17 protein-coding genes are annotated in these 24,247 nt (G+C 67.1%); 11 read left to right on the forward strand and 6 right to left on the reverse strand.

What is annotated here, in order from left to right; translation table 11 throughout:
- Positions 1-14: 14 nt before the first annotated feature.
- Positions 15-1,070 (reverse strand): ABC transporter substrate-binding protein, encoded by a 1,056-nt coding sequence (locus L1O02_RS16325; RefSeq protein ID WP_108543558.1) that lies wholly within the window; start codon positions 1,068-1,070, stop codon positions 15-17.
- A 620-nt stretch (positions 1,071-1,690) separates the two neighbouring features.
- Here L1O02_RS16325 and L1O02_RS16330 point away from each other — a divergent pair.
- The 11 genes from L1O02_RS16330 (at position 1,691) to L1O02_RS16380 (ending at position 19,649) form a co-directional block, all read left to right on the forward strand.
- Positions 1,691-2,938: an acyl-CoA dehydrogenase family protein gene (locus tag L1O02_RS16330; protein WP_108543556.1), complete on the forward strand. Its 1,248-nt coding sequence runs from the start codon at positions 1,691-1,693 to the stop codon at positions 2,936-2,938.
- A 137-nt stretch (positions 2,939-3,075) separates the two neighbouring features.
- Positions 3,076-4,857, forward strand: a complete 1,782-nt coding sequence (locus tag L1O02_RS16335; RefSeq protein WP_108543554.1) for an ABC transporter ATP-binding protein — start codon at positions 3,076-3,078, stop codon at positions 4,855-4,857.
- Positions 4,850-6,709 carry an ABC transporter ATP-binding protein gene (locus L1O02_RS16340; protein ID WP_235758299.1) on the forward strand — a complete coding sequence of 620 codons (1,860 nt, stop codon included), beginning with the start codon at positions 4,850-4,852 and terminating at the stop codon, positions 6,707-6,709. Before L1O02_RS16335 ends, L1O02_RS16340 begins: the two co-directional genes overlap by 8 nt.
- Positions 6,710-7,701: 992 nt before the next feature.
- A complete protein-coding gene (locus tag L1O02_RS16345) occupies positions 7,702-8,859 on the forward strand; it encodes an LLM class flavin-dependent oxidoreductase (RefSeq protein WP_108543546.1) in 1,158 nt (385 codons plus the stop codon).
- A 21-nt stretch (positions 8,860-8,880) separates the two neighbouring features.
- Positions 8,881-9,933 (forward strand): ABC transporter substrate-binding protein, encoded by a 1,053-nt coding sequence (locus L1O02_RS16350; RefSeq protein ID WP_108543544.1) that lies wholly within the window; start codon positions 8,881-8,883, stop codon positions 9,931-9,933.
- 37 nt (positions 9,934-9,970) lie between these two features.
- Positions 9,971-11,029, forward strand: coding sequence for an ABC transporter substrate-binding protein (locus tag L1O02_RS16355; RefSeq protein ID WP_108543542.1), 1,059 nt, complete (start codon positions 9,971-9,973; stop codon positions 11,027-11,029).
- A gap of 852 nt (positions 11,030-11,881) precedes the next feature.
- The gene (locus L1O02_RS16360; protein WP_108543540.1) at positions 11,882-14,161 is read left to right on the forward strand and encodes a TonB-dependent receptor; all 2,280 of its coding nucleotides are present in this window, start codon (positions 11,882-11,884) and stop codon (positions 14,159-14,161) included.
- 193 nt (positions 14,162-14,354) lie between these two features.
- Positions 14,355-16,826: a TonB-dependent receptor gene (locus L1O02_RS16365; RefSeq protein WP_108543538.1), complete on the forward strand. Its 2,472-nt coding sequence runs from the start codon at positions 14,355-14,357 to the stop codon at positions 16,824-16,826.
- A gap of 474 nt (positions 16,827-17,300) precedes the next feature.
- Positions 17,301-18,068, forward strand: coding sequence for an ABC transporter permease (locus L1O02_RS16370; protein ID WP_129406028.1), 768 nt, complete (start codon positions 17,301-17,303; stop codon positions 18,066-18,068).
- A gap of 11 nt (positions 18,069-18,079) precedes the next feature.
- Positions 18,080-18,841 (forward strand): ABC transporter permease subunit, encoded by a 762-nt coding sequence (locus L1O02_RS16375; protein WP_108543532.1) that lies wholly within the window; start codon positions 18,080-18,082, stop codon positions 18,839-18,841.
- A gap of 10 nt (positions 18,842-18,851) precedes the next feature.
- Complete coding sequence (locus tag L1O02_RS16380) at positions 18,852-19,649, forward strand: ABC transporter ATP-binding protein (protein WP_108543530.1); 798 nt, start codon at positions 18,852-18,854, stop codon at positions 19,647-19,649.
- Between the two features lie 99 nt (positions 19,650-19,748).
- Here the strand turns inward: L1O02_RS16380 and L1O02_RS16385 are convergent, their stop codons facing one another.
- From L1O02_RS16385 to L1O02_RS16405, 5 genes are read right to left on the reverse strand one after another with little or no spacing between them, the layout of a single operon-like run.
- Positions 19,749-20,513, reverse strand: coding sequence for an ABC transporter permease (locus L1O02_RS16385; protein WP_060843510.1), 765 nt, complete (start codon positions 20,511-20,513; stop codon positions 19,749-19,751).
- A complete protein-coding gene (locus L1O02_RS16390; RefSeq protein WP_108543526.1) occupies positions 20,513-21,712 on the reverse strand; it encodes an ABC transporter substrate-binding protein in 1,200 nt (399 codons plus the stop codon). Before L1O02_RS16390 ends, L1O02_RS16385 begins: the two co-directional genes overlap by 1 nt.
- Positions 21,678-22,517: an ABC transporter ATP-binding protein gene (locus L1O02_RS16395; RefSeq protein WP_108543524.1), complete on the reverse strand. Its 840-nt coding sequence runs from the start codon at positions 22,515-22,517 to the stop codon at positions 21,678-21,680. Before L1O02_RS16395 ends, L1O02_RS16390 begins: the two co-directional genes overlap by 35 nt.
- Complete coding sequence (locus L1O02_RS16400) at positions 22,514-23,581, reverse strand: acyl-CoA dehydrogenase family protein (RefSeq protein WP_108543522.1); 1,068 nt, start codon at positions 23,579-23,581, stop codon at positions 22,514-22,516. The genes L1O02_RS16395 and L1O02_RS16400 overlap by 4 nt, the downstream gene beginning before the upstream one ends.
- Before the next feature lie 50 nt (positions 23,582-23,631).
- Entirely contained in the window at positions 23,632-24,192 is a 561-nt protein-coding gene (locus L1O02_RS16405; protein ID WP_108543519.1) for a carboxymuconolactone decarboxylase family protein, read from the reverse strand.
- Positions 24,193-24,247 lie beyond the last annotated feature (55 nt).

The following is a 24,247-nucleotide window of genomic DNA, read 5'->3' on the forward strand; positions in this document are numbered from 1 at the left end:
GCGAGTCTCCGGGTTCAGGCGCGGCGCTGGGCCAGCAGTTCATGGGCGGCTTGCAAGGGGCGTGGGTCGACCCAGTCGGCGATGGCGAAATCCCGTTCCAGGAAGCCGTGCCGATAGAGGAAGTTTTTCTGGATATCGAGGAACTCCAGGCGCTGTGGCGACAGATCCGGTGCCAGGGTGGTGTGGAAGTCGCCGCGGTAGGCCTCATTCACCCCGGCGCTGCCGGCCCGGGTTTCTTCTTCGAGGATGGCGTTCAGTGCAGGACGGTTGTGCGCCGCCCAATCGGCGGCCCGCAGGGTCTGGGCGAGAAAGCGCACCACCAGGTCGAAGTGGTCGTCCAGCAGGCTCTGGTGCACGGTGATCGGCCGTGGCGTGCCATTGTTGATGCGATAGCGCGGCTCGGCGATCAGATCCAGGTCGATGCCCACCACCAGCCCCAGGCGCCGCGCCGCGTCGGCCGCGGCGGCGCCCTTGACGTAGACCGCATCCACTTCGCCGCGCACCAGATAGTCCAGGCCCGACCACAAGCGCTGCAGACCTTCCTGCGGGGTCGCGGCCCGTTCCTGGTCCTGCAGCGCCACTTCAACCAGTTCGACGTCGTCGAACCCCAGGCCCGCCAGACTCAGCGCGCCTTTATAGCCGTGCAGGCTCATGGCCCGGGCGATGCTGCCCGGACGGTTGTCGCCCCAGGCCGGCAGCGCCAGGCGCTTGCCCTTGAGGTGTTCGGGCCGGCTGATACCGGAATCCGGGCGCACCAGCAGGGTTTGCCATTCCTCGATCCAGGTCAGGCCGATCAGTCGGCTCGGCGAACCGGCGGCGCGGGCGGCCAGTGCCGGGACGTTGCCGCCCTCGCGAAACAGCCCGGGCAACTGGTGATCGTAATGGTGATGACCCAGTTGCCGGGTTTCCTGCAGGGTCGCGACCGGCAGGCCGTCGGCGGCGAACTCTTCGCCGAGCCAGCCCAGCTTGTAGGCGATCCCGGAAGCGGTGGGCACCGGGCAGCGGGTGAACCAGATCTGTTCCAGTCCGGAGCGGGCAGCGGATGAACGTAACGGAGCAGCGAGTGTCATGGGCCAGTTCCTGTGCAATGGCGGTTGCCAGAGCCTTTGCAGCGCCCGTGCCAACCGCGCAAAGCCACGGATTACGCGGCCTGGGCCAATACCCGGGATAAAACCGCGGCCATGATTGCTGCCCGGCCAGCAAGGTTGCATGACGACTGCTGCCAGCGCAGCAGCCCGGCGGCGGACGGTGCTGCCCCAGCAACAACCGCACATGAACAAGGCCTTGGCCACCCCGCCCCGGGCCTTGCCGGACAAGGCCCACCACAAATTTTCAGCACCTGAAAAAGACCCTGGCGCAGAACTTGCTCAAGCCCTCTCAAACAGCCCCTGTGCTGTAGGAGCGGGCTTGCCAGCGAAGACGTCCGCAAGGGCGATGCCAGGCTCAAGAGCCTCTTCGCCGGCAAGCCGACTCCTACACAGACAGATGCACCGCGAAACCCTGTAGGAGCTGGCTTGCCAGCGAAGACGTCCGCAAGGGCGATGCCAGGCTCAAGGGCCTCTTCGCCGGCAAGCCGGCTCCTACACAGACAGATGCACCGCGAAACCCTGTAGGAGCTGGCTTGCCAGCGAAGGCGCCGGCAAAAGCCGGCGTCCTGTCAGGAACGGATTTCTTAGATAGAGGTACCAGCATGAGTAGCGTCCAAACCCTTTCCGAAACGCCGATCCGCGTCCTGGGCAGCGAGGCCGAGGCCATCGCCGCGGCCCGGGAAATCGCCACGGAAATTGCCGCCATCGCCGCCGACAGCCAGGCCAACGGTCAGTTGCCGCGGCGGCAGGCCCAGCTGTTGTCCGAGAGCGGCCTGACCGCCATCGGCGTGCCCAAGGCCTTCGGTGGCCTGGGAGCCTCGGTGGCGACCATTGTCGAGACGGTGCGCCTGATCTCGGTGGCCGACGGCGGCGTCGGGCAGTTGCTGCAGATTCACAACGTGATGCTGCGCGGCCTCTTCAACGGCTATCCGGAGGCGGTGCGCGACCGCCTGGTCAGCGACGTGCTGGCCGGCAAACGCCTGGGCAACGCCCTGGCGGAAGTCGGCGGCAAGAACAAGTTCGCCCTCAAGACCCGCATCGAACGCCGGGCCGATGGCAAGCTGATCCTCAATGGCAGCAAGTTCTACTCCACCGGCTCCTACCTGGCCGAATGGATCTCCCTGACCGCCGCCAGCGAGGACGGCGGCGCCGGGGTGCTGCTCAACCGCAACGCGCCGGGGCTAACCCTGGTGGACGACTGGCACGCTTTCGGCCAGCAGAACTCAGTCAGCGGCACGGTGATCTTCGACAACATCGAACTGGACGAAGACTTCGTCTCGCCGCGCAAGGGCCCGATGAAGCGCACCGGCCTGACCTTCCCGCAGATCCTGCATGCGGCCATCGACACCGGGATCGCCGCCGGGGCCCTGGGGGCCGCAGTGGACTACCTCAAGCAACACGCCCGGCCCTGGGTCGAAAGCGGCGTCGACCACGCCAGCCAGGAGCCGCACATCATCAAGCAGATCGGTGAATACGCCGTGGCCCTGCGCGCCGCCGAATCCTTGCTGCGCGATGCCGCCCGGGTGTTCGACGAACACGAACAGGACCCGGACAACAAGGAGCTGCAGGACCAGCTGATCCTCAGTGTGGCCACCGCCCGTGCCCATTCCGACAGCGCCTCGCTGAAGATCTCCAGCGATATCTTCTCGCTGCTGGGGGCCAGCTCTTCCCTAAGCAAATGGAACCTCGACCGCTTCTGGCGCAACGCCCGGGTGCACACCACCCACGACCCGATCCGCTGGCGCCTGCACCACGTCGGCAACTACTACCTCAACGGCGTCGACCCGGGCGAATACACCGCGATCCTCAACGCCAAGGAGCAACAGGGCGCGACCCGCCCGACCCCATAACCCCAACCACCACCGCCACCCCTCGTAGGAGCTGGCTTGCCAGCGAAGGCGCCCTCAAGACCGACACCAGGCTCGGGGGCCTATTGCCGGCGAGCCGGCTCCTACGGGGGGTGGCCGATTTTTTGAACGAGCCCTGCATGATCGAAAAACACCCTCTTCTGCGCGCGCTGGCGATCTACCGGGAAATGCCCTGGCGCTTCGCCCTGGTGGCCGCCTTGTATATCGCGGTCAACCTCGGGCTGGTCTGGCAGCAGTGGCTGATCGGCCACGCGGTCAACGATGTCAGCAGCGGACGCGCCGTACAAAGACTGGCCGACGGCAGCCTGGACGCCAGCCGTGGCTGGTACTGGCTGTGGCTGCTGCTGGCGGTGGCCCTGGCCCGCGGCGTGTTGCAGTACGCCGCCGGCGTCCTGTCCCTGGTGCTCAGCCAGGAGCTGCTGACCCGCCTGCGCGAACGCATCCTGCAGCAGGTCCAGGGGCTGCACCTGGGCTACCACTGGCAGCACGGCATGGGCGAGATGATCACCCGCACCACCCGCGATGCCGACAAGGTCCGCGATGCCTTGATCAGCTTCTGGCGCCAGGTGGTGGAAACGCCCCTGGTGGTGCTGGCCACGGTGGGCCTGCTGGCCTGGTACAGCCCCTGGCTGGCGCTGGTGCCGCTGCTGCTGACCGCTTGCGGCCTGTGGATCTTCGTGCGCCAGACCGAACACCTGGTGAGCCTGGATCGCGCCGTGGGCGCGGCCTACGACCGGGTCAACCAGGACCTCAGCGAGGGCATCGGCGGAGTGCGGGTGATCAAGTCCTTCGCCCTGGAGCAGAGCCGCATACAGGGCTTTGCCAGCCAGGTAGCCCTGTTCGCCGGCCACGCGCGCCGCGCCCTGGCCTATTCCAGCTCGCGAATTCCCCTGCCCCAGGCGGTGGTCGCCATGAGCCACGTGTGGGTCCTGGTCTATGGCGCCCATCGGGTGGCCGCCGGGCAACTGGGGATCGGCGAGCTGGTCAGCGCCCTGCTGATCGTCACCACCCTGGTGTTTCGCATCGAAGGCATCGGCCGGGTCATGCAGACCTTCGCCGACGCCCGTTCCAGCGCCGAGCGCATCTGGCACCTGCTGGACGAACCCATCGCCATTGGCAGCGGCAACGCCCGGCTGCCGGACACGCCCCTGGGGCTGAAGCTGGAGGCGGTCAGCGTTCGCGCCCCCGGTGGCGGACGGCAGATTCTCGATGACTGCTCACTGACCCTGCAGCCCGGCGAAGTGGTCGCCCTGGTGGGTGCCACCGGCACCGGCAAGAGTCTGCTGGCCAGCCTCGTGCCGCGCCTGTGCGAGGTTTCTGGCGGGCGCCTGCTGCTGGGCTCCGAGCAACACGGCTGGCAGGACGTGCGCGACCTGGACCTGGAGCAACTGCGCCGCCGGGTGCATGTGGTGCCGCAGGAGAGCTTTCTGTTTTCCGACACCCTGGCCGCCAACCTGCGTCTGACCGCGCCCCATGCCAGCGACCAGGCGCTGCGCCGTGGGCTGGCCCTGGCCGCGGCCGAAGATGTGCTGGAGCGCCTGCCCCACGGCCTGGACAGCCGCCTGGGGGATCGCGGAGTGACCCTCTCCGGCGGCCAGCGCCAGCGCTTGAGCCTGGCCCGGGCCCTGCTCGGCGCGCCGGACATCCTGTGCCTGGACGACGCCACCAGCGCCCTGGACGCCATCAGCGAACGCCGGGTGCTGGACAACATCCGCCAGTTGCGCCGCGAACAGGGTCGGGCCACCACCCTGCTGGTGATCAGCAGCAAGCTCTCGACCCTGCTTCTGGCGGATCGGGTGCTGCTGCTCGAAGACGGGCGCATCAGCGCCAGCGGCCGCCACGCCGAACTGGCGCAGAGCAACGCCCATTACCGCGACCTGCTGGGAATCGACCATGACTAAGCCCACCGCCGGCAAAGCCCTGAGTGATATCGAAATTGAAGAAATGCTCGCCCGCAAGGCCCTGGACCGTCGCATGTTCACCCGCCTGCTGCCACTGTTGCGGCCGATCCGCGGGTCCATCCTGGCGGTGATCGGCATCGAGCTGCTGCTGGTGTTCACGGTGTTCCTGCGGCCCTGGTTCGTGCGTGAACTGCTGGACCACGGACTAGTGCCGGAACAGGGCCACTGGCTGCTGGACTCATCGCTGTTGCTGTGGCTGGGCCTGGGCCTGGGCCTGGCAGCCAGCTGGCTGGGGCGTTTCCTCCTGGCCGGGGTTTCGCAGTTCATCGCCGGCAGCGCGGCGATCCGCGTGCTCAACGCGCTGCGGGTCCAGGTGTTCGCCCATATCCAGGCCCTGAGTGTCAGCTACTTCGACCAGACCCGTGCCGGACGGATCATTTCCCGCGCCGACCGCGACGTCGACAGCCTGGAACCCCTGGTGATCCAGGGCCCTCCGGAACTGTTGGGGGCCCTGCTGCGCTGCGGGCTGGCCGCGGTGATGCTGTGGCGCATCGAGCCGCGCTTCTTCCTCAGTCTGGCGGCGACCGTGCCGCTGCTGGTGCTGGCGACCTGGAGCTTCAAGCGCATCTCCCAGCGCAACTGGGCCAGGGTCGCGGAGAACCGCAGCCGCTTCACCGCCCATCTGGTGGAAAGCGTCAGCGGCGTGCGCATGCTCCAGCAATGTGGCCAGCAAGCGGCCAACCTGCAGCGCTATCGCGGCCTGCTGGACGACTTCAATCAGGCGCTGATCCGCGGCAGCCTGCGCTCCGGCTGGTTCGCCCCCTTCACCGCCCTGCTCAGCAGCGCCGGCATGGCCGCCCTGTTGCTGGTGGGCGGCTACGGGCTGGCCGACCATCAGGTGAGCGTCGGCCAAGTGGCCGAGAGCCTGTTCTACGTGTTCCTGTTCCTCGGTCCGCTGCAGGAGCTGTCCGATCTGTTCGAGCGCTACGCCACCGGTTCGGCCTCGGCCCAGCGCATATTCCTGCTGCTCGACACTCGGCCCCAGGTGCAGGACTGCCAGACCCCGCAGCCTCTGCCGCAGCTGCGGGGCGAGGTGCACTTCGAGCAGGTGCGCTTTGCCTACGACCCCCACAGCGCCACGCCGGTGATCAACGACCTGGAGCTGAAGATCCAGGCCGGGGAAGTGCTGGCCATCGTCGGGCCCTCGGGTCATGGCAAGAGCACCCTGGTGCAACTGCTGACGCGTTTCTACGACGTACAGGGCGGCGCGGTGAAACTCGACGGCGTGGACATCCGCCATCTGGCCCAGCATGAGCTGCGCCGGGCGGTGGCTGTGGTGCTGCAAGACAACGTGCTGTTCAGCGGCAGCATCCTCGACAACCTGCGCCTGGCCGCCCCCGGCGCCGATGACGCAACCCTGATCGCGGCGGCCCGGGAGCTGGGCGCCGATGAAGTACTGGAGCGCCTGCCGCACCAGTACCACAGCGAAGTCGGGCCCCTGGGTGGGCACCTGAGCCATGGCCAGCGCCAGCTGGTGTGCCTGGTGCGGGCCTATCTGGCCAACCCGGCGGTGCTGGTGCTGGACGAAGCCACCTCGGCGGTGGACATCCACACCGAGCGGCGCATTCAACGCGCCCTGCGTCGGCTGTGCCAAGGGCGCACGGCAATCATCATTGCCCACCGCCTGGCGACCATCCGCGATGCCCAGCGAATTGCCGTGATCCGCCACGGCCGGTTGGTGGAACAAGGCGCGCATCAGCAACTGATCCGGCAGAACGGCGCCTACGCGGCGCTGTACCAGGCCTACCTGCGCAGCGCCGAAACCCCCAGCGCCGAACCCAGCCTCGCCTGACCAGCCCCTGTGGGGATATCGCCGATGTTGCGCCAGTCGTAGGAGCTGGCTTGCCAGCGAAGGCGTCTTCAAGGCCGGTGCATGGCTGGTGGGCCCCTTCGCCGGCAAGCCGGCTCCTACACAAAACCACGGCATCACGCACACCGTAGGAGCTGGCTTGCCAGCGAAGGCGTTTTCAAGGCCGGTGCACGGCTCGCGGGCCTTTTCGCCGGCAAGCCGGCTCCTACACGTAACCACGGCATCACGCACACCGTAGGAGCTGGCTTGCCAGCGAAGGCGTTTTCAAGGCCGGTGCATGGCTGGTGGGCCCCTTCGCCGGCAAGCCGGCTCCTACACAGAACCACGGCATCGCGCACACCGTAGGAGCTGGCTTGCCAGCGAAGGCATCTTCAAGGCCGGTGCATGGCTCGCGGGCCCCTTCGCCGGCAAGCCGGCTCCTACACAGAACCACAGCATCACGCACACCGTAGGAGCTGGCTTGCCAGCGAAGGCGTCTTCAAGGCCGGTGCATGGCTCGCGGGCCCCTTCGCCGGCAAGCCGGCTCCTACACGTAACCACGGCATCTCGCACACCGTAGGAGCTGGCTTGCCAGCGAAGGCGTTTTCAAGGCCGGTGCATGGCTGGTGGGCCTTTTCGCCGGCAAGCCGGCTCCTACACAGAACCACGGCATCACGCACACCGTAGGAGCTGGCTTGCCAGCGAAGGCGTCTTCAAGGCCGGTGCATGGCTCGCGGGCCTTTTCGCCGGCAAGCCGGCTCCTACACAGAGCCACGGCATCACGCATACCGTAGGAGCTGCCTCTGTTGCGCGCTCAGCAACGGTTGCTGACAGGGTGCTGCTACAGCAGCACTCACCCTCGCCGCAGTCTCTGGCATAGCACCGCAACCCCCGGGCCTGAGGCCTTGGCGGTCCATGGCATGGCCGTTGCAATCGCCCCTGGCAGGCGTCTTCGCACCCGCGCGGCGCAACGCGTTACTGCATCAGGAGCACCCATGAGCACTGAATTTTTCTGGCGCCTGCCGCTGGGCACCGACGGTCCGCAGTTGAGCACCGACAAGCACAATCGCGGCAATCCCCAGCCCCGTCCGGGGCATATCGCCCCCGGGCGCCTGGCCAACGGCGAACCCGACGGTTTCACCTACATCGACTACATCGCCCAGGTGGCCAAGGCCGCCGAACTGGCGGGCTTCGAAGGCGCGCTGCTGCCCACCGGCCCCGAGCCCTGGGTCGTGGCGGCGGCCCTGGCCCGGGAAACCCGCCGCATCCGCTTCCTGATCGCCTTCCAGGCCACCTGGACCCTGCCGGCCTACGCCGCGCAGCAGGCGGCGATCCTGCAGAACCTCAGCCACGGCCGCCTGGACTGGAACATCATCACCGGCGGCAACCCGGTCAGCCAGCGGGCCAACGGCGACTACCTGGACCACGACCGCCGCTACCAGCGCACCGGCGAGTTCCTCGACGTGATCCAGGGCCTGTGGCAGAACGAGCGCTTTTCCTACCAAGGCGACATCTACCAGCTGGAGAACGGCGCCCTGCCCCCCGGTTTGCAGCAGGAACGCAAGCCCGGGGTGTACTTTTCCGGCTTCTCCGATGCCGCCCTGGACGTGGCCGCGCGGCATGCCGACGTCTACCTCAACTGGGCCGAGCCCATCGACCAGCTCAAGCCGCACATCGAGCGGGTCCGCGAGCTGGCGGACAAGCAAGGGCGCACGGTGCGCTTCGGCCTGCGGGTCGACCTGTTCGCCCGGGAAACCGAAGAGCTGGCCTGGGCCGACCTGCGTCGCCAGTTCGACAAGCTCGAAGGCAAGAGCAGCCTGATCGCCAAGCACTTCACCAGCGGCTCGGATTCGGTGGGCGGCGCGCGGCAGACCGCCTATCACCAGCACATCGACCGCTTTGACGACCTGATCCTGGGCCCCAACCTCTGGGCCGGTTTCGCCAAGGCCAAGCCGGGGCCCACCGTGGGCCTGGTGGGCAGCCACGAGAACATCGCCGAGCGCCTGGCGGAATACCGCGATGCCGGGTTTTCCACCTTCATCCTGGCCGGCAACCCGCACCTGGAAGAAGCCCTGCGCATCGGCCAGGAGGTCCTGCCCCTGGTGCAGCAACGCCCCGTCGCCGAGGCGACGCCCCTGCAGGCCCGCGCCTGAGCCCACACAAGGAGCCCGTTCATGTCCCATCCTCTGGACACCCTCTGGTACACCCGCTGCCCGGTTCCCACCGGCCTGGGCATCGCCGTGCAACAAGGCTGGCTGCAAGAAAGCCTCGGTGCCCTGGGCACCCGGGTGCAATCGCTGCGCGAATCCGACGACCAGGCCGTGCGCGAGTCGCATTTCGACCACAGCCTGCGCAACTCGGTGCGCCACGGCGGCAGCATCCCGGCGCTGTGGGCCCGGGCCCAGGGCCGCGAAACCCGGCTGATCGGCCTGTCCTGGGCCGACGAGGTGCAATTGATCCTGACCCGCGCCGACAGCGGCATCCACAGCATCAGGCAGCTCAAGGGCCGACGCTTCGGACTGCCGGACTGGGCCGGCGCGCAGATCGACTTCACCCGGGCCCAGGCCCTGCGCGGCCTGGAAAACGCCTTGCTCCTGGACGGCCTGCAAGTGGGTGACCTGCAACTGGTGAATTACCGCTACGGCGGCACCTTCAGCGACCCGCAGGTGCAGACCCTGGCCGACACCCCGGTCAGCACCCAGCCGGCCGGCGGCCGCAATCTGGAGCTGCAGGGCCTGCTACGAGGCGAGGTCGACGCGATCTTTCTCAAGGGCGCCAGCGCCGCGCGCCATGCCCATGAATTCGGCCTGCGCACGCTGCTCGACACCGGCGCCCACCCCGACCCGCTGATCCGCTGCAACAACGGCACGCCGCGCACCCTGACCGTGGACAGCCATTTGCTGGAGCAGCACTTCGAGGTCGTCCGCAGCATTCTCGGCGCGGTGCTGCGGGCCGAGGACTGGGCCCGCAGCCACCCGCAAGACACCCGTCGCTACCTGGCCAGGGAAACCAACAGCAGCGAGTACTGGGTCAGCGCCGCCTATGGCGAGGACGCCCACCTGCGCCTGCGCACCGGCCTGGATGAGCAGGCCATCGACGCGCTGCAGGACTTCAGCGCCTTCCTGCGGCGCTGGCGCTTCATCCCGCAGCCGGTCGATGTGCGCCCATGGATCGACCGCCAGCCGCTGGATGCGCTGCTGGCCCACCCCACCGCTCTGGCCGGCTGACCGTGCCAGGTTTCATGGATTGGAATTGAAGACCCTTATGAGCAAACCACTCGATACCCTCTGGTACACCCACAGCCCGGTGCCCACCGGGCTCGGCATTGCCGTGCAGTCCGGGCGCCTGGCGGAGGCCTTCCTGCCGTTCGGCACCAATATCCAGTCCCTGCGCGAATCCAGCGAACGCGAAGTGCGCGAGGCCCACTACGACCATCACCTGCAGAACTCGGTGCGCCACGGCGGCAACATCCCGGCCATCTGGGCCTATTCCAGCGGCGTGCAGACCCGGGTCCTGGGGCTGTCCTGGAGCGACGAGGTGCAGTTGATCCTGACCACCGCGGAAAGCGGCGTGAAGAGCATCCGCGACCTGAAGAACCGGCGTTTCGGCCTGCCCAAATGGGCCAACGTGCAGATCGACTTCACCCGCGCCCAGGCCCTGCGCGGGCTGGAGAACGCCCTCAAGCTCGAAGGCCTGGAGGTCAGCGATGTCGAACTGGTGGACTACCCCTATGGCGGCACCTACAGCGATGAGCAGAAACAGCACCTGTACGGCTCCGAAGTCAGCCTCGGGGTGAGCCGTTTCAGCCGGCGCAACAACGAACTGATCGGCCTGCTGCGCGGCGACATCGACGCGATCTTCCTCAAGGGCGCCCACGCCGTGCACCTGGCCAACGAGTTCGGTCTGCAGGTGGTGGTGGACACCGGCTCGCACCCTGATCCGCTGATCCGCTCCAACAACGGCACGCCGCGGACCCTGACCGTGGACACCCACCTGTTGCGCGAACATTTCGATGCCAGCGTGAAGATCGTCGACACCGTACTGCGCACCGAGCAATGGGCCTGGGCCAACCCCGAGGAAACCCGGCGTTTTCTGGCCCGGGAGCTCAACACCAGCGAGTACTGGGTGGCCGCGGCCTACGGCGAAGACGCCCACCGGCGCCTGCGCACCACCCTGGATGCGCGTTCCATCGAGGCGCTGCAGGACTTCACCGACTTCCTCCACCGCTGGCAGTTCATTCCCCGGCGATTCGATGTACGGGAATGGATCGACTTCAGCGTGCTGGAGACGGTCATCGGCTCCACTTCCCGAGTGGCTGTGTAACCCCGCCCCAGCGAAACTGACGGCGCACCCGTAGGAGCTGGCTTGCCAGCGAAGACGTCAGCCCAGGCGATGCATGTCTTACGGGCCTCTTCGCCGGCAAGCCGGCTCCTACAAGGGCATCGCCGATGCTGTGCCGACCGTAGGAGCTGGCTTGCCAGCGAAGGCGCCAGCCCAGGCGATGCATGTCTTACGGGCCTCTTCGCCGGCAAGCCGGCTCCTACAAGGGCATCGCCGATGCTGTGCCGACCGTAGGAGCTGGCTTGCCAGCGAAGGCGCCAGCCCAGGCGATGCATGTCTTGCGGGCCTCTTCCCCGGCAAGCCGGCTCCTACAAGGGCATCACCGATGCTGTGCCGACCGTAGGAGCTGGGTTGCCAGCGAAGGCGCCAGCCCAGGCGATGCATGTCTTACGGGCCTCTTCGCCGGCAAGCCGGCTCCTACAAGGGCATCGCCGATGCTGTGCCGACCGTAGGAGCTGGCTTGCCAGCGAAGGCGCCAGCACAGGCGATGCATGTCTTGCGGGCCTCTTCGCCGGCAAGCCGGCTCCTACACCCAACCACGGTTTCTGCGGGCCGGGGTGCTGGTCTGGCAACAGCCGAACCGGCCACCGCTGCTGCTCCAGCAGCACTCGCCAAGCATCTTCTGCTGAATACTGCGCAAGTGGTTTTAAAGCGCTTGATGCGCCGCTCTAAAACGCCGTCCAAGACGTGGCCAACCCTCCTCAATCAATAACAATTAGTCCTTATTTATCAATTCCTTAATCAAACTAACGGCGCACTCTAAAAGCCGCCAATCCTGTTGGCACGTTCTCTGCTCTAGCCCTCTTAGCGAAACTTTTAACGGGGGAGTTCAACATGCATAAGCTAAATCCAATCACCAAGGGGCTGTGGCTGGCTCTGGCCCTGGCCGGCGGTACGTTCAGCCAGCCTCTGCTGGCCGCCGACACCACGGAAGCCGACAGCCGCAAAAACACCACGAACACCACGGAACCGGCCCTGAAGACCGTGACCGTCACCGCCCAGCACCGGGAACAAACCCTGCAAGAGGTTCCGGTGGCGGTGTCGGCGGTCCAGGGCACCAGCCTGGTGGCCGACGGGGTGCGCAACATGGGCGACATCACCACCTTCATTCCCAATGCCTCGGCGAAGAACCCGGACGGCGACGGCCGCCCACGCTGGTACATCCGCGGCCTGGGCACCGGCGATACCGGGGCGGCCACGGTGTATCCGGTGGGTATCTATGCCGATGACGTCTACCTCAACGCACCGATCGCCGGCGGCGGACCGCTGTTCGACCTGGAGCGCATCGAGATCCTGCGCGGCCCGCAAGGCACCTTGTATGGCAAGAACACCACCGCCGGGGCGGTCAATGTGATTTCCAAGAAACCGACCTTCGACACCGACGGCTACGGCACCCTGGGCATCGGCAGCAAGAACGAGCGCATTCTCAACGGCGCCATCGGCGGCACCCTGGTGGATGAGCGGCTGGCCGCACGGCTGTCGCTGTACTCCGAGGAGCGCGACGGCTTCCAGAAGAACCTCACCGACGATCACAGCTACGGTGATGTCGACAAGAAGGCCGTACGCCTGCAGTTCCTGGCCAAGCTCAACCCCGACCTGGACGCCCTGCTGAAGATCCACGCCCGTGAATACAAGGGCGATGGCAGCAACGGCTCGCTGCCGGTGGGGCGCTACTACAACGTCGGCTACCAACGGCCCAACGGACGCAACATCGCCCTGAACGTCGACGAGGACGCCAAGCTCGATCACGACGGCACCTCGCTGACCCTGAACTGGCACCTGGGGGACTACACCCTGACCTCGATCAGCGCCTACGACTACATTCGCGGCCAGTCCACCAGCGACGCCGACTACACCCCCTACGAAGTCAATGGCGCGGCCATCAGCGACAACCGCTACAACCAGTACTCCCAGGAACTGCGCCTGGCCTCGCCGCAGCAGGAAACCCTGCGCTGGCTGGCAGGATTGCATTACTTCCATGAAGACCTGGACAGCTCGGCCAAGCGCCTGATCACCCCTGGCCCCACGCCCAACGGCACCGGCTCCAACCAGACCGGCGGCGCCACCGACTTTCGTGACCTCAACTACCAGCACACCACCGACAGCTACGCGCTGTTCGGCAACCTGACCTACGACTTCACCGACGACTTCAGCGTCACCGGCGGCCTGCGCTGGACCCAGGAAAAGAAAGACATCGACCTCAACCTGACCCAGCTGACCCGCGCCACCGCCAATGGCCCGCTGATACCCCTGAGTGCCAGTGGCAGCAACGGCAGCCGCGACGAGAGCAAGACCTGGGAGGCCTGGACCTACGACCTGACCCCGGAATACCGGATCAACGACAACCTGCGGGTGTTCGCGCGCTATGCCCACGGCTTCCGCTCCGGGGGGTTCAATACCGGGCTGTCCACCAGCCTGGCGCAGCTGACCACGGTGGACCCGGAACAGCTGGACGCCTACGAGATCGGCCTCAAGTCGGAATGGTTCAACCGCCGCCTGACCGCCAACGCCAACGTCTTCTACTACGACTATTCCGACATCCAGGTGAACCTGCTGACGGTCAACAACGGCGTGCTCACCACCGCCCTGACCAACGGCGCCAAGGGCAAGGTCAAGGGCGCCGAGCTGGAGCTGGAAGGCCAGCCCACCGATTACCTGCACCTGCGGGCGGCGATCTCGTTCCTCGACACCCAGTACACCGACTTCAAGAACACCAACCCCAACACCGGCGCGGTCACGGGCGACTACAGCGGCAACAGCTTCGTGCGTTCGCCGCGCAACGTGGTGTCCCTGGGGGCCGACTACACCATTCCCCTGGAGATCGGCGGCAAGCTGGTGGCCGGCGGCGACCTGAGCTTCCGTGACAAGGAGTACTTCCTCGCCGACCGCCAGAGCAGTGCCGACAAGACCCTGAGCCAGCCCCACTACACCCTGGCCAACAGCCGCCTGACCTGGTTCAGCCCAGATGAAAAGCTCAGTGTCACCGGCTTCGTCAACAACCTCACCGATCGCCGCTACCAGGTCCATGGCCGGCCCAACGGCACCCTGGGGCAGTACGTCGTCACCTACGGCGACCCGCGCACCATGGGCCTGAGCGTCACCAGCCGCTTCTGAGCCCCGGGGCGAGCCCCCTAACCCTGATTTCCGGGCCGCCGGTATCGCCAACTACCGCCCGCACCTACCGTGCAGGAGCCGGCTTGCCGGCGAAGAGGCCCGCAAGCCTTGCGCCGTCCATGACGACGCCTTCGCTGGCAAGCCAGCTCCTACGGGGCGGTCGGGCGTCATCCATTTCAAAAGGAATCCGCAGATGTTCCATCGCAATCCGTTGGCCGGCGCCGTGGCGCTGGTCGTCGGCAGCCTTGCCGTGCCCGCGTTCGCTGCCCAGACCTCAAGCAATGCCCCCGGCGCCAGTGCCGATCACCTGGACACCGTGGTGGTGCTGGGCACCCGCCGCAGTGACGTCACGGCCCTGGAAAGCGCCGCGCCGGTGGACGTGTTGTCCGCCGAACAGTTGCAGCAGACCGGGGCCAGCGACCTGTCCGGCGCCCTCACCGCCCTCTCGCCTTCGTTCAGCTACCCGCAGTCGCCCCAGGGCGCCTTTGCCGGGTCCATTGCCCAGGGCGCCTCCTTGCGTGGCCTGGCCTCGGACCAGGTGCTGGTGCTGGTCAACGGCAAGCGTCGTCACACCAGCGCCAACGTCACCCGCCAGAGCCTGGTCAACGGCCGCGGCGCGGCGGCGGTGGACCTGAGCCTGATCCCCCTGAGCGCCATCCAGCGGGTGGAGATCCTGCGCGATGGCGCCGCCGCCCAGTACGGCTCCGACGCCATCGCCGGGGTGATCAATATCGTGCTCAAGGAAAAGGACGACGGCGGCAGCGTCGGCTACCGCTTCGGCGGCTATGACAAGGGCGACGGCCTGCAGCGCAAGCTCAGTGGCTGGAAAGGTTTCAGCCTGCCCAACGACGGCTTCCTGACCCTGAGTTTCGACGCCGGCAGCCAGGACCCGGCCAGTGACACCAACCCCGACAACCGGATCTTCTACCCCGGTTCCACCAGCACCCAGACCCCGCGGGAGCAGAACAACCGCTACCGCACCTGGCGCTGGGGCTCGGGCAATGTCTCGGACCAGTACAACTTCGCCGCCAACAGCGAGTTCGGCCTGGGCGAAGGCCTGACTGCCTACGGTTTTGCCACCTACTCGCACAAGAACACCGACGCCGAAGGCTTCTTCGACCCGCCCACCACCCTGCGCAACAACTACGCCAGCACCGCCCTGCAACGCTACCCCGATGGCCGCCTGCCGATTACCCGCTACGCCCTGGAGGACTATGCCCTGACCGGCGGCCTGCGCTATGAGGACGAGCGCCTGGGCAAGTTCGACCTGGCCCTGAACCACGGTGACAACAGCCTCGAATCCACCGACCGCAACGCCATCAACCCCAGCTGGGGTAACGCCAGTCCGGAGAAGATCTACACCGGCCGGCGCGAGGCCGATCAGACCAACCTGACCCTGGACTGGGTACGGGACTTCCCCACCGACCTGCTGTTCAAGCCCCTGACCCTGTCGGCGGGCCTGGCCTGGCGCCAGGAACGCTATGAGCTCAGCGCCGGCGAGGCCGCGGGCTGGCAGAACGGGCCGCTGTTCAATACCGTCGACCCGGTCACCGGGCGGCGCGTTCCCGGCTACTACTCGGGCATTACCCAGGTCGATGCCGCGTCCCTGGAGCGCAAGGTCTGGGGCGCCTACATCGACGTCGAAGGCCAGATCACCGAGAAGTTCCAGGCCGGGGTGGCGGTACGCACCGAGCATTACTCGGACTTTGGTGACACCACCAACGGCAAGCTGTCGCTGCGCTACGACTTCACTCCGCAACTGGCGGCCCGGGCCACTGCCAGCACCGGCTATCGGGCGCCGTCCCTGGTGCAGAGCGGCTTGTCGTCCTTCAGCGTGCAGGTGGTCGAACAACCGCCCGGCAGCGGCAATTACGTCGAGGTGCAGCAACGTACCCTGCGCGCTGACAGCCCGGAAGCCCGGCTGCTCGGCGGCAAGGCGCTCAAGCCCGAGGAGTCCACCAACTACTCCCTGGGCCTGGTCTGGCGCCCACTGGCCAACGCCTCGGTGACCCTGGATGCGTACCGGATCAACATCGACAACCGCATCACCCTGTCCGACCAGTTGCCGGCCTCGGTGGTCTCGCCGATTTTCGCCGGCACGCCCTACGCCAATATTCAGAGCGCGGCGTTCTACACCAACATCGCCGACACCCGCACCGACGGCGTCGAGCTGACCGGCAACTACCAGCTGGACCTGCAGCAATGGGGGCGGCTGAACCTGTCCAGCGGCTACAGCCAGAACGACACCCGGATCACCGCCCTGCGGGACGTGGGCCACATCGCCGGTTCGCAGATTGTCGGCCGCACCACCCAGGGCCTGATCGAGGACGGCACGCCGAAGAACAAGCTGACCCTGAGCGCCAACTGGCTGTATGACAGCTGGGGCGTGACCCTGGCCCAGCGCCGTTACGGGCAATGGAAAAGCCTCAACGCCAGCAACCCGACCCTGGACCAGACCTACAGCGCGCAATGGGTCACCGACCTGGACATCTCCTACAGCTTCGACAAGGCGCTAAAGCTCTCGGTGGGCGCCATCAACCTGTTCGACACCCACCCGGACAAGGCTGCGGGAGCGCAGTTGTACGGCGTGCCCAAATATTCCATCACCAGCCCCGAGGGAGCCCAGGGCGCGTTCTACTACACCAGCCTCAGTTACGACTTCTGAGGTTGCACTGCTGCCGGGGTGTTGCCCTGGCAGCAGTGACTGCTGCCCAGGCATCAGTGTCGCGGGCACGCCCCACCCACACGCCGCACCTCCCGTAGGAGCCGGCTTGCCGGCGAAGAGGCCCGCAAGCCCTGCATCGCCCTTGCGGGCGCCTTCGCTGGCCAGCCAGCTCCTACCACAATCAGATACATCCCGCAGGCACGCCCGCCCCCGTAGGAGCCGGCTTGCCGGCGAAGAGGCCCGCAACACCTGCATCACCCTTGCGGACGCCTTCGCTGGCCAGCCAGCTCCTACCACAATCAGATGCATCCCGCAGGCACGCCCGCCCCCGTAGGAGCCGGCTTGCCGGCGAAGAGGCCCGCAAGCCCTGCATCGCCCTTGCGGGCGCCTTCGCTGGCCAGCCAGCGCCTGCGAGGTCGCTCTGGCACAGGTCTTGCGATGGGCATCGGGTCCTTCGCCGATATAAGAACCGCCATGGCTCATTCCTTGCGCTGCACCCTCACTTCCCTGACGTGGCTGATCTCGCCCCTGGCGCTGTTGCTGCTGTGGACCCTGGTGGCCGAGGCCGGGGTCTTTCCGCGCAATCTGCTGGTGCCACCGGCCCAGGTGCTGCAAACCTTCGAAACCCTGCTGGCCAGTGGTGAGTTGCTGGAGCACTTGCACAACAGCCTGTCGCGCCTGGGCCTGGGCTTCGCCCTGGGGGCGCTGGGCGGTCTGGGGTTCGGGGTGCTGATGGCCCTGTCGAAAACCGTGGCGGCCTACTGCGCGCCGCTGTTCCATACCCTGCGGCAGATCCCCAGCATCGCGTTGATCCCGATGTTCGTGCTGCTGCTGGGCATCGATGAAACCTTCAAGATCGTCATCGTCGCCAAGACCGCGTTCTTCCCGGTGGCCCTGGCCGCCAGCGAAGGGGTCAAGGCGATTCCCCGCAGTTACTTCGAGGTGGCCGACGTCTACCGCCTGCGCTGGCCGACCCTGGTACGCCAGATCGCCCTGCCCGCCGCGGCGCCGCCGATCATCACCGGGCTGCGCATCGCCCTGACCCGCTGCTGGGTGGTGCTGGTGGCCACCGAACTGTTGGCGGCCGACAGCGGCCTGGGGCAGATGATCGAGATGGCCCGGCAGATGCTGCGCATCGATGTGGTGATGGTGGGAATCCTGGTCACCGGCGTGATTGGCTTTGCCCTGGACTTTTCCTTCCGTCGCCTAGAGCTGCGTGTACTGCGCTGGCAGACCCGCTAGGAGCACCGAACATGACTGACTTGTTGAACAGATTCCGTGGCCTGTTGCTGCCCTTGCTGCTGATCGGCGCCTGGGAATGGCTGTCCCGGCAGGACGCCGCCGGGGCCTATGCCTTCGTCCCGCTATCGACCATCGGCAGCGCCCTGCTGGAGCTGCTGGGCAACGGCGAGTTGCGGGTCAACCTGCTGGCCAGCCTGGGCCGGGCCAGCGGCGGCCTGCTGCTGGGCTCACTGGCCGGGGTGCTGCTGGGAGCGCTGATGGCGCAATCGGTCCTGGCCAATCGGCTGATCGGCCCGTTGTTCCATGCCGTGCGCCAGGTGCCGATGCTCGGCTGGATCCCGCTGATCGCCATGTGGTTCGGCAATGGCGAATTTTCCAAGATGCTGATCGTCAGCCTGGCGGCCTTCTATCCGATGGTGCTCAACACCTACCAGGGCTTTTGCCAGGTCGAGCGGCGCTACCGCGAGGTGGGCCAGGTGCTGGTGCTCGGCCCGGCCCAGCGACTGCGGCATATCCTGCTGCCGGCGGCGCTGCCGAGCATGGCCACCGGCCTGTTGCAGGCCCTGGCCTTTGCCTGGGTCACGGCGGTGGGCAGTGAGCTGTTCCTGTCCTCCGGCGCCGGCCTGGGCAACCTGATGATGAACGCCGAGGCCGGCTCGCGCATGGAGGTGATCGTGCTCTGCGTGCTGTGCATCGGCCTGTGCGGTTACCTGATGACCCTGTTGCTGACCCTTCTGAGCCGCCGCCTGCTGCGCTGGCGCCCTACCCGTTAAGGCCCAATCCATGAATGCCATTGCCCAATATGCCCCGCTCCACCCGCACCTTCTCCAGCCGTCCGGGGCCCTGCAGATCCGTGGCCTGAGCAAGCGCTACCGGATTCAGGGCCGCGACCTGCCGGTCTTGCAAGGCATCGACCTTGACGTGCGCCCCGGCGAGTTCGTCAGCATTGTCGGCGCCAGCGGCTGCGGCAAATCCACCCTGCTGCGGCTGATCGTCGGCCTGGAGGGCGACTATCAGGGGCAGATGCTGCTGGACGGCCAACCGGTGACCGGTACCAGCCTGGAGCGCGGCATCGTGTTCCAGGATCACCGGCTGTTTCCCTGGATGACCCTGACCCAGAACATCGCCCTGGCCCTGAAGAACCACCCCTTGTCCGACGCCGAGAAGCAGCGCCGGGTGGCCGAGCACATTGCCCTGGTCAACCTGCAGGGCTTCGAGCAGGCCTACCCGCACCAGCTGTCCGGTGGCATGGCGCAACGAGGGGCGATTGCCCGGGCGCTGATCAACCAGCCCAAGGTGCTGTTGCTGGACGAACCCCTGGGGGCCCTGGACGCCCTGACCCGGGTGCGCCTGCAGCACGAACTGCAACGCATCTGGGTGCAGCAGCGCTGCACGGTGATCATGGTCACCCACGACATTGAAGAAGCGCTGTACCTGGGGGATCGGGTGATTGTCATGGACGCGCATCCGGGGCGGATCAAGCACGAGATTCGCGTCGACCTGCCCCACCCGCGGGACCGCTCCTCGCCCCTGTTGCAGGGCTACAAGGAGCAGCTGCTGGAGGAACTGGTGGGGCATTGAGCTCCACCGGCCGTAGGAGCTGGCTTGCCAGCGATGGCGTCAGCCTGGGCGATGCAAGGTTTGCGGGCCCCTTCGCCGGCAAGCCGGCTCCTACAAGGCTCAGGCGTGGGACCAGCGACGGTGCAGGCCGCGGGCCAGGGCGTCGAGGGCAAAGCCCAGCACGCCGATCAGCAGGACCATGGCCATCAGTTCCGAGTAGGCCAGGCGGTCCCGGGTGTCGAGGATGAAGTAGCCCAGGCCGGCGCTGACCCCGAGCATTTCGCAGGGCACCAGGACGATCCACAGGATGCCGATGGACAGGCGCACCCCGGTCAGCACGTGCCCCAGGATCCCCGGCAGGATGATCTTGCGCAGGGTTTCCCAGCGGGTGGCGCTGAGGCTGCGGCTCAATTGCAGCCAGCGCGGGTCCAGTTGGCGCACGCCGGCCGCGGTGTTGAGCAGGATCGGCCACAGCGCGGCGAACGCCAGGAGGAAGTAGATCGGCTGGTCGCCCACGCCCATCAGCATCACCACCACCGGCATCCAGGACAGCGGCGAGATCATCCGCAGAAACTGGAACGCCGGGGTGGTGGCCGCTTCCAGGTGCCGGTAGCTGCCCACCAAGAGGCCCAGGGGCACGCCGATCAGCAGCGCCAGCAGCAGGCCCACCAGGATGCGCTTGAGGCTCACCAGCACGTGCTCATACAGCTCGCCACGCCCCAGCAGTTCCACCAGGCTGGCGAAGGTGGCCTCGGGCGAGAAACGCGCCGCCAGGCCGTTGCCGCCGCCCAGCAGGTGCACCCCCAGCCACCAGGCCAGCAGCAGGCTCGCCAGCCCCGCCAGGCCCAGGACCCAGTGGTTCAAGGAGGAAGGTTGCTTGCCCATCAGAGACCGAACTCCTCGCTACGCTCGAAACTGTCCGCCAGGCCGAAGGCCTTGAGCCCGCCGACGGCGGCGATGGCGTTGCGCACGAAGCGCTCGTCCACCAGGTCCTGGGCGGTGTGCGCCGGATCGAGGCCGGCGAGAAAACCCTTGTCGCCCTCGATCAGGGTGTCCTTGAGGCGCTTGACCAGCTCTTGGGTGTAGCTGGGGAACGGGTACGGCTGGAAGTCGATGCGCTGCTCGTCCCAGTGGCTGTGCCGGATCGCGCCGCTGGCCAGGTAGGCCTCGCGGTCCGTGGCCGCCGGAGCCAGCACCCGGTTGAGCACCTGGGGCGCATGGGGCGTGTAGCGGTTGGCACCGTCCTTGGACAGCAACTGGGCGGCCTCGGCGCGGTGGTCGCGGGTCCACAGCTGGGCCTTGACGATGGCGTTGACCACCTTCTGCGACCACTCAGGGCGGTTGTTCAGGTCGTGCTCGTGCATGAACACCACGCAGCAGGCGTGATTGCGCCAGACATCCCCGGTGAAGCGCTGCACCCGGCCGACCTTGAGTTCCTCGGCCAGGGCATTGAACGGCTCGGCGACGATGTAGCCGGCGATCCGCTGGCTGGCCAGGGCCGGCGGCATGTCCGACGGCGGCAGCACCAGCAGGTTGACCTCGTTGGCCCCCAGGGCACTGCCGGCGGCCTTGCTCACCGGCACCAGGCCGTTGTCACGGAACAGTTGCTGCACCACCACGTTGTGGATCGAGTACCAGAACGGAATCGCCACCGACTGCCCCGCCAATTGCTTGATCTCGGTAATGCCCGGGGCCACGGTCAGGCCGGAGCCGCCGACGTGGTTCCAGGCCACCACCTTGGCCGGCACCCGGCTGCCGTAGCGAGCCCAGACGGTCATCGGCGACAGCAGGTGGATCACGTTGACCTGGCCGGAAATGAACGCCTCGATCACCTGGGCCCAGCTGCGCAGCAGCACCGGCCGCTCGGCCTTGATGCCTTCGGCCTCGAACAGGCCGTTGTTGTGGGCCACCAGCAACGGCGTGGCGTCGGTGATCGGCAGGTAGCCGATGCGCACCGGCGCGTCCGGCTCCTGGGCGGCGCGGGCCTGCAGGCTGTTGAGCAGCGGCATGGCGCCGCCGGCGGTCAGCAGCGCGCTGAGTTTGAGAAAATCACGCCGAGTGTGAGTGAAGTCGTCCAGGCACATGGTCAATCTCCGACGGTGCAGGCAATGGGGAAGTTGAGGGATTGCGGCTCGCCCGCCGAAGGGTCTTGAGAATCTCGATACGCAGGGCGCCCAGCTCCTCGATCCGCTCGGCGCGCGGCGCCGGCAGGTCGATGGACCACTGGCCGAGGGTGCGCGCCGGGCTGTGACCCAGTAGCAGGACCCGATCGGACAGCAGCAGGGCTTCGTCGATGTCGTGGGTGATCAGCAACGCCGCGGTGCGCTGCCGACCGATGATCTGCAGCAGCAGTTGCTGCATGTCGGCCCGGGTCACCTCGTCCAGGGCGCCGAAGGGCTCGTCCAGCAGCAACACCTGGGGCTGCCGCGCCAGGCAGCGGGCCAGTGCGGTGCGCTGGGCCATGCCGCCGGACAGCTGCGCCGGGTAGCGCCGGCGGGCGTGCTCCAGGCCGACCGCGGCAATCGCCTGATCGACGCGTTGCTGGCGCTGCGCCGGGCTCAGGTGCGGCTGGCGGGCAAAATCCAGGCCGAAGGCGACGTTGTGTTCCAGGTTCAGCCAGGGCAGCAGGCTGGGGTCCTGAAAGGCCACCGCAACCCGTGGATGGGGCCCGCTGAGCTCCTCGCCCAGCAGGCTGACCCGGCCCTTGTGCGGTTGCTGCAAGCCGGCCAGGACCCGCAGCAGGCTGGACTTGCCCACCCCGCTGGGGCCGAGGATCGACACCACTTCGCCGGCGTGCAATTGCAGGTCGAAGTCTTCCAGCACCGCGTGCCAGCCGTCGGCCCCGGGGTAGCCCAGGCTGATCTGTCGGGCATCAAGCACGCCACTCATGCCGCGCTCCGCCCTTGGCGTTGCAGTTCGGCGCGCAGTTGCACCAGGCTCGGGGTGACGATGGGCACGAAGGCCGATTCGCGCCAGCGCCGGGCGAAACCGCTGCCGAACTCGCTCAGGTAGGCCTTGCCGCCACTGGCCTGCAACTCCAGCTGCACGGCGTTGGCGGCGGCTTCGGCCAGGGCGATGCGCACCCGGAACAGCGCCGCCGGTTGGCTCAGGAAACGCCCGTCGAGCAAGCCGCTCTTGAGCTCGTCGACGCTGTGTTCCAACTGCTGGCGTTGCTCCTGCAACGGCTCCTGGAGCACCGAGCGGGAGCCACCGAGGTGCTGCTGCACCTCGCTCAGGGCGCGACGCGCCAGACCGATGGCCAGGGCGCATTGCAGGCCGAGGAAGGCCGGGCGCACGGCTGGCAGGAAGACTCGGGCGTCGTCGTGCAGCAGCCAGTCTCGCGGAACCTGCACCTGACTCAAGTCCAGGGCCGCGGTGTTGCTCGACTGCAGCCCCATCAGTTGCAGGTCGTCGGAGCGCTGCAGCCCGGGCAAGGTATCGGGAAGCGCCAGGATAAAGGGCGCACCGCCCTCCTTGTGTTCGATGGCTGCTGCCACCACGAAGCCGCTCTTGCGCAGGTTGGTGACCCAGTGCAGGCGACCGTCGAGCCTCCAGCCCTGGTCCTGGTCGCGCGCCTTGACTTGCAGCTCTTCGATGCCGGAGAGGTACTTCATGGCGTTGGACAGCCCGGTGGCCCCGGCCAGCTCGCCGTCGAGCAGCGACGGCAGCAGGCGTTGGCGCAAGGCCTCATTGGGGCTGTGCAGCAGGTATTCGATGAAGGCCCGCTGGCCCCAGCAGACGAAAGCGGCGGCCAGGGAATGCCCGGCCACGGCGGCCATGACTTCCAGGGCCTCGGCGAGGTCGCCACCGCTGCCGCCCTGGTCCTGTGCGATACCAACCCGCAGCACTCCGGCCTCGGCCAGGCGGCCGAGCACCTGTTGGGGGTCGCACTGGCCCTGGTCGAGCGCCTGGGCCTGGGCATCCAGCCATTGACTCAATGGCGCATGGAGCATGTGATTTTCTCCTTGATGGGGGCGCCGCCACGATGGCCGGCGCCTCTGAATCATTGACCCTGGGCCGACCAGCGATACTGGGCCAGCTCGGGGTTCAGTTCGGTCCCGGCGAACACGTTGGCGAAGTTGCACAGGGTCGCCAGACTGATGCCCAGGATCACTTCCAGGGCATTGCCCTCGCTGTAGCCTGCGGCCTTGAACCGGGCATAGCCCTGGTCGCTGACCTTGCCGCGGGTGGCGATCACTTCCCGGGCGAAGGCCGCCAGGGCTTCCAGACGGGCCTCGGGCAAACTGCTCTGCTCACGCAGGGCGCTGACCACCGGGTCCGGGAGTTTGGCCTTGTTCAGGGCCACCGCGGTATGACCTGCGACACAGAAATCGCAACCGTGGGTGGTGGCGGCGATCAACTGCACCACTTCCCGCTCCGCCAGGCTCAGGTCGGCCTTGGCGTTGAGGCCCGAGACGGTGACGTAGGTTTCCAGGGCCGCCGGGGCATTGGCCAGGATGCCCAGCAGGTTGGGGATGTAGCCGGAATTCTTCTGGGCGTTTTCAAGAAATGGCCGGGCCGCTTCTGGGGCAGTGTGCAAGGTGTGTAGAGTGACGCGGGACATGGAGTGGACTCCTAGTATGTAGGTGTGCGTCAAGTCTGTTGGTTATAAGAATTCC

Source organism: Pseudomonas sp. BC42 (assembly GCF_021560055.1).
Lineage (GTDB): Bacteria > Pseudomonadota > Gammaproteobacteria > Pseudomonadales > Pseudomonadaceae > Aquipseudomonas.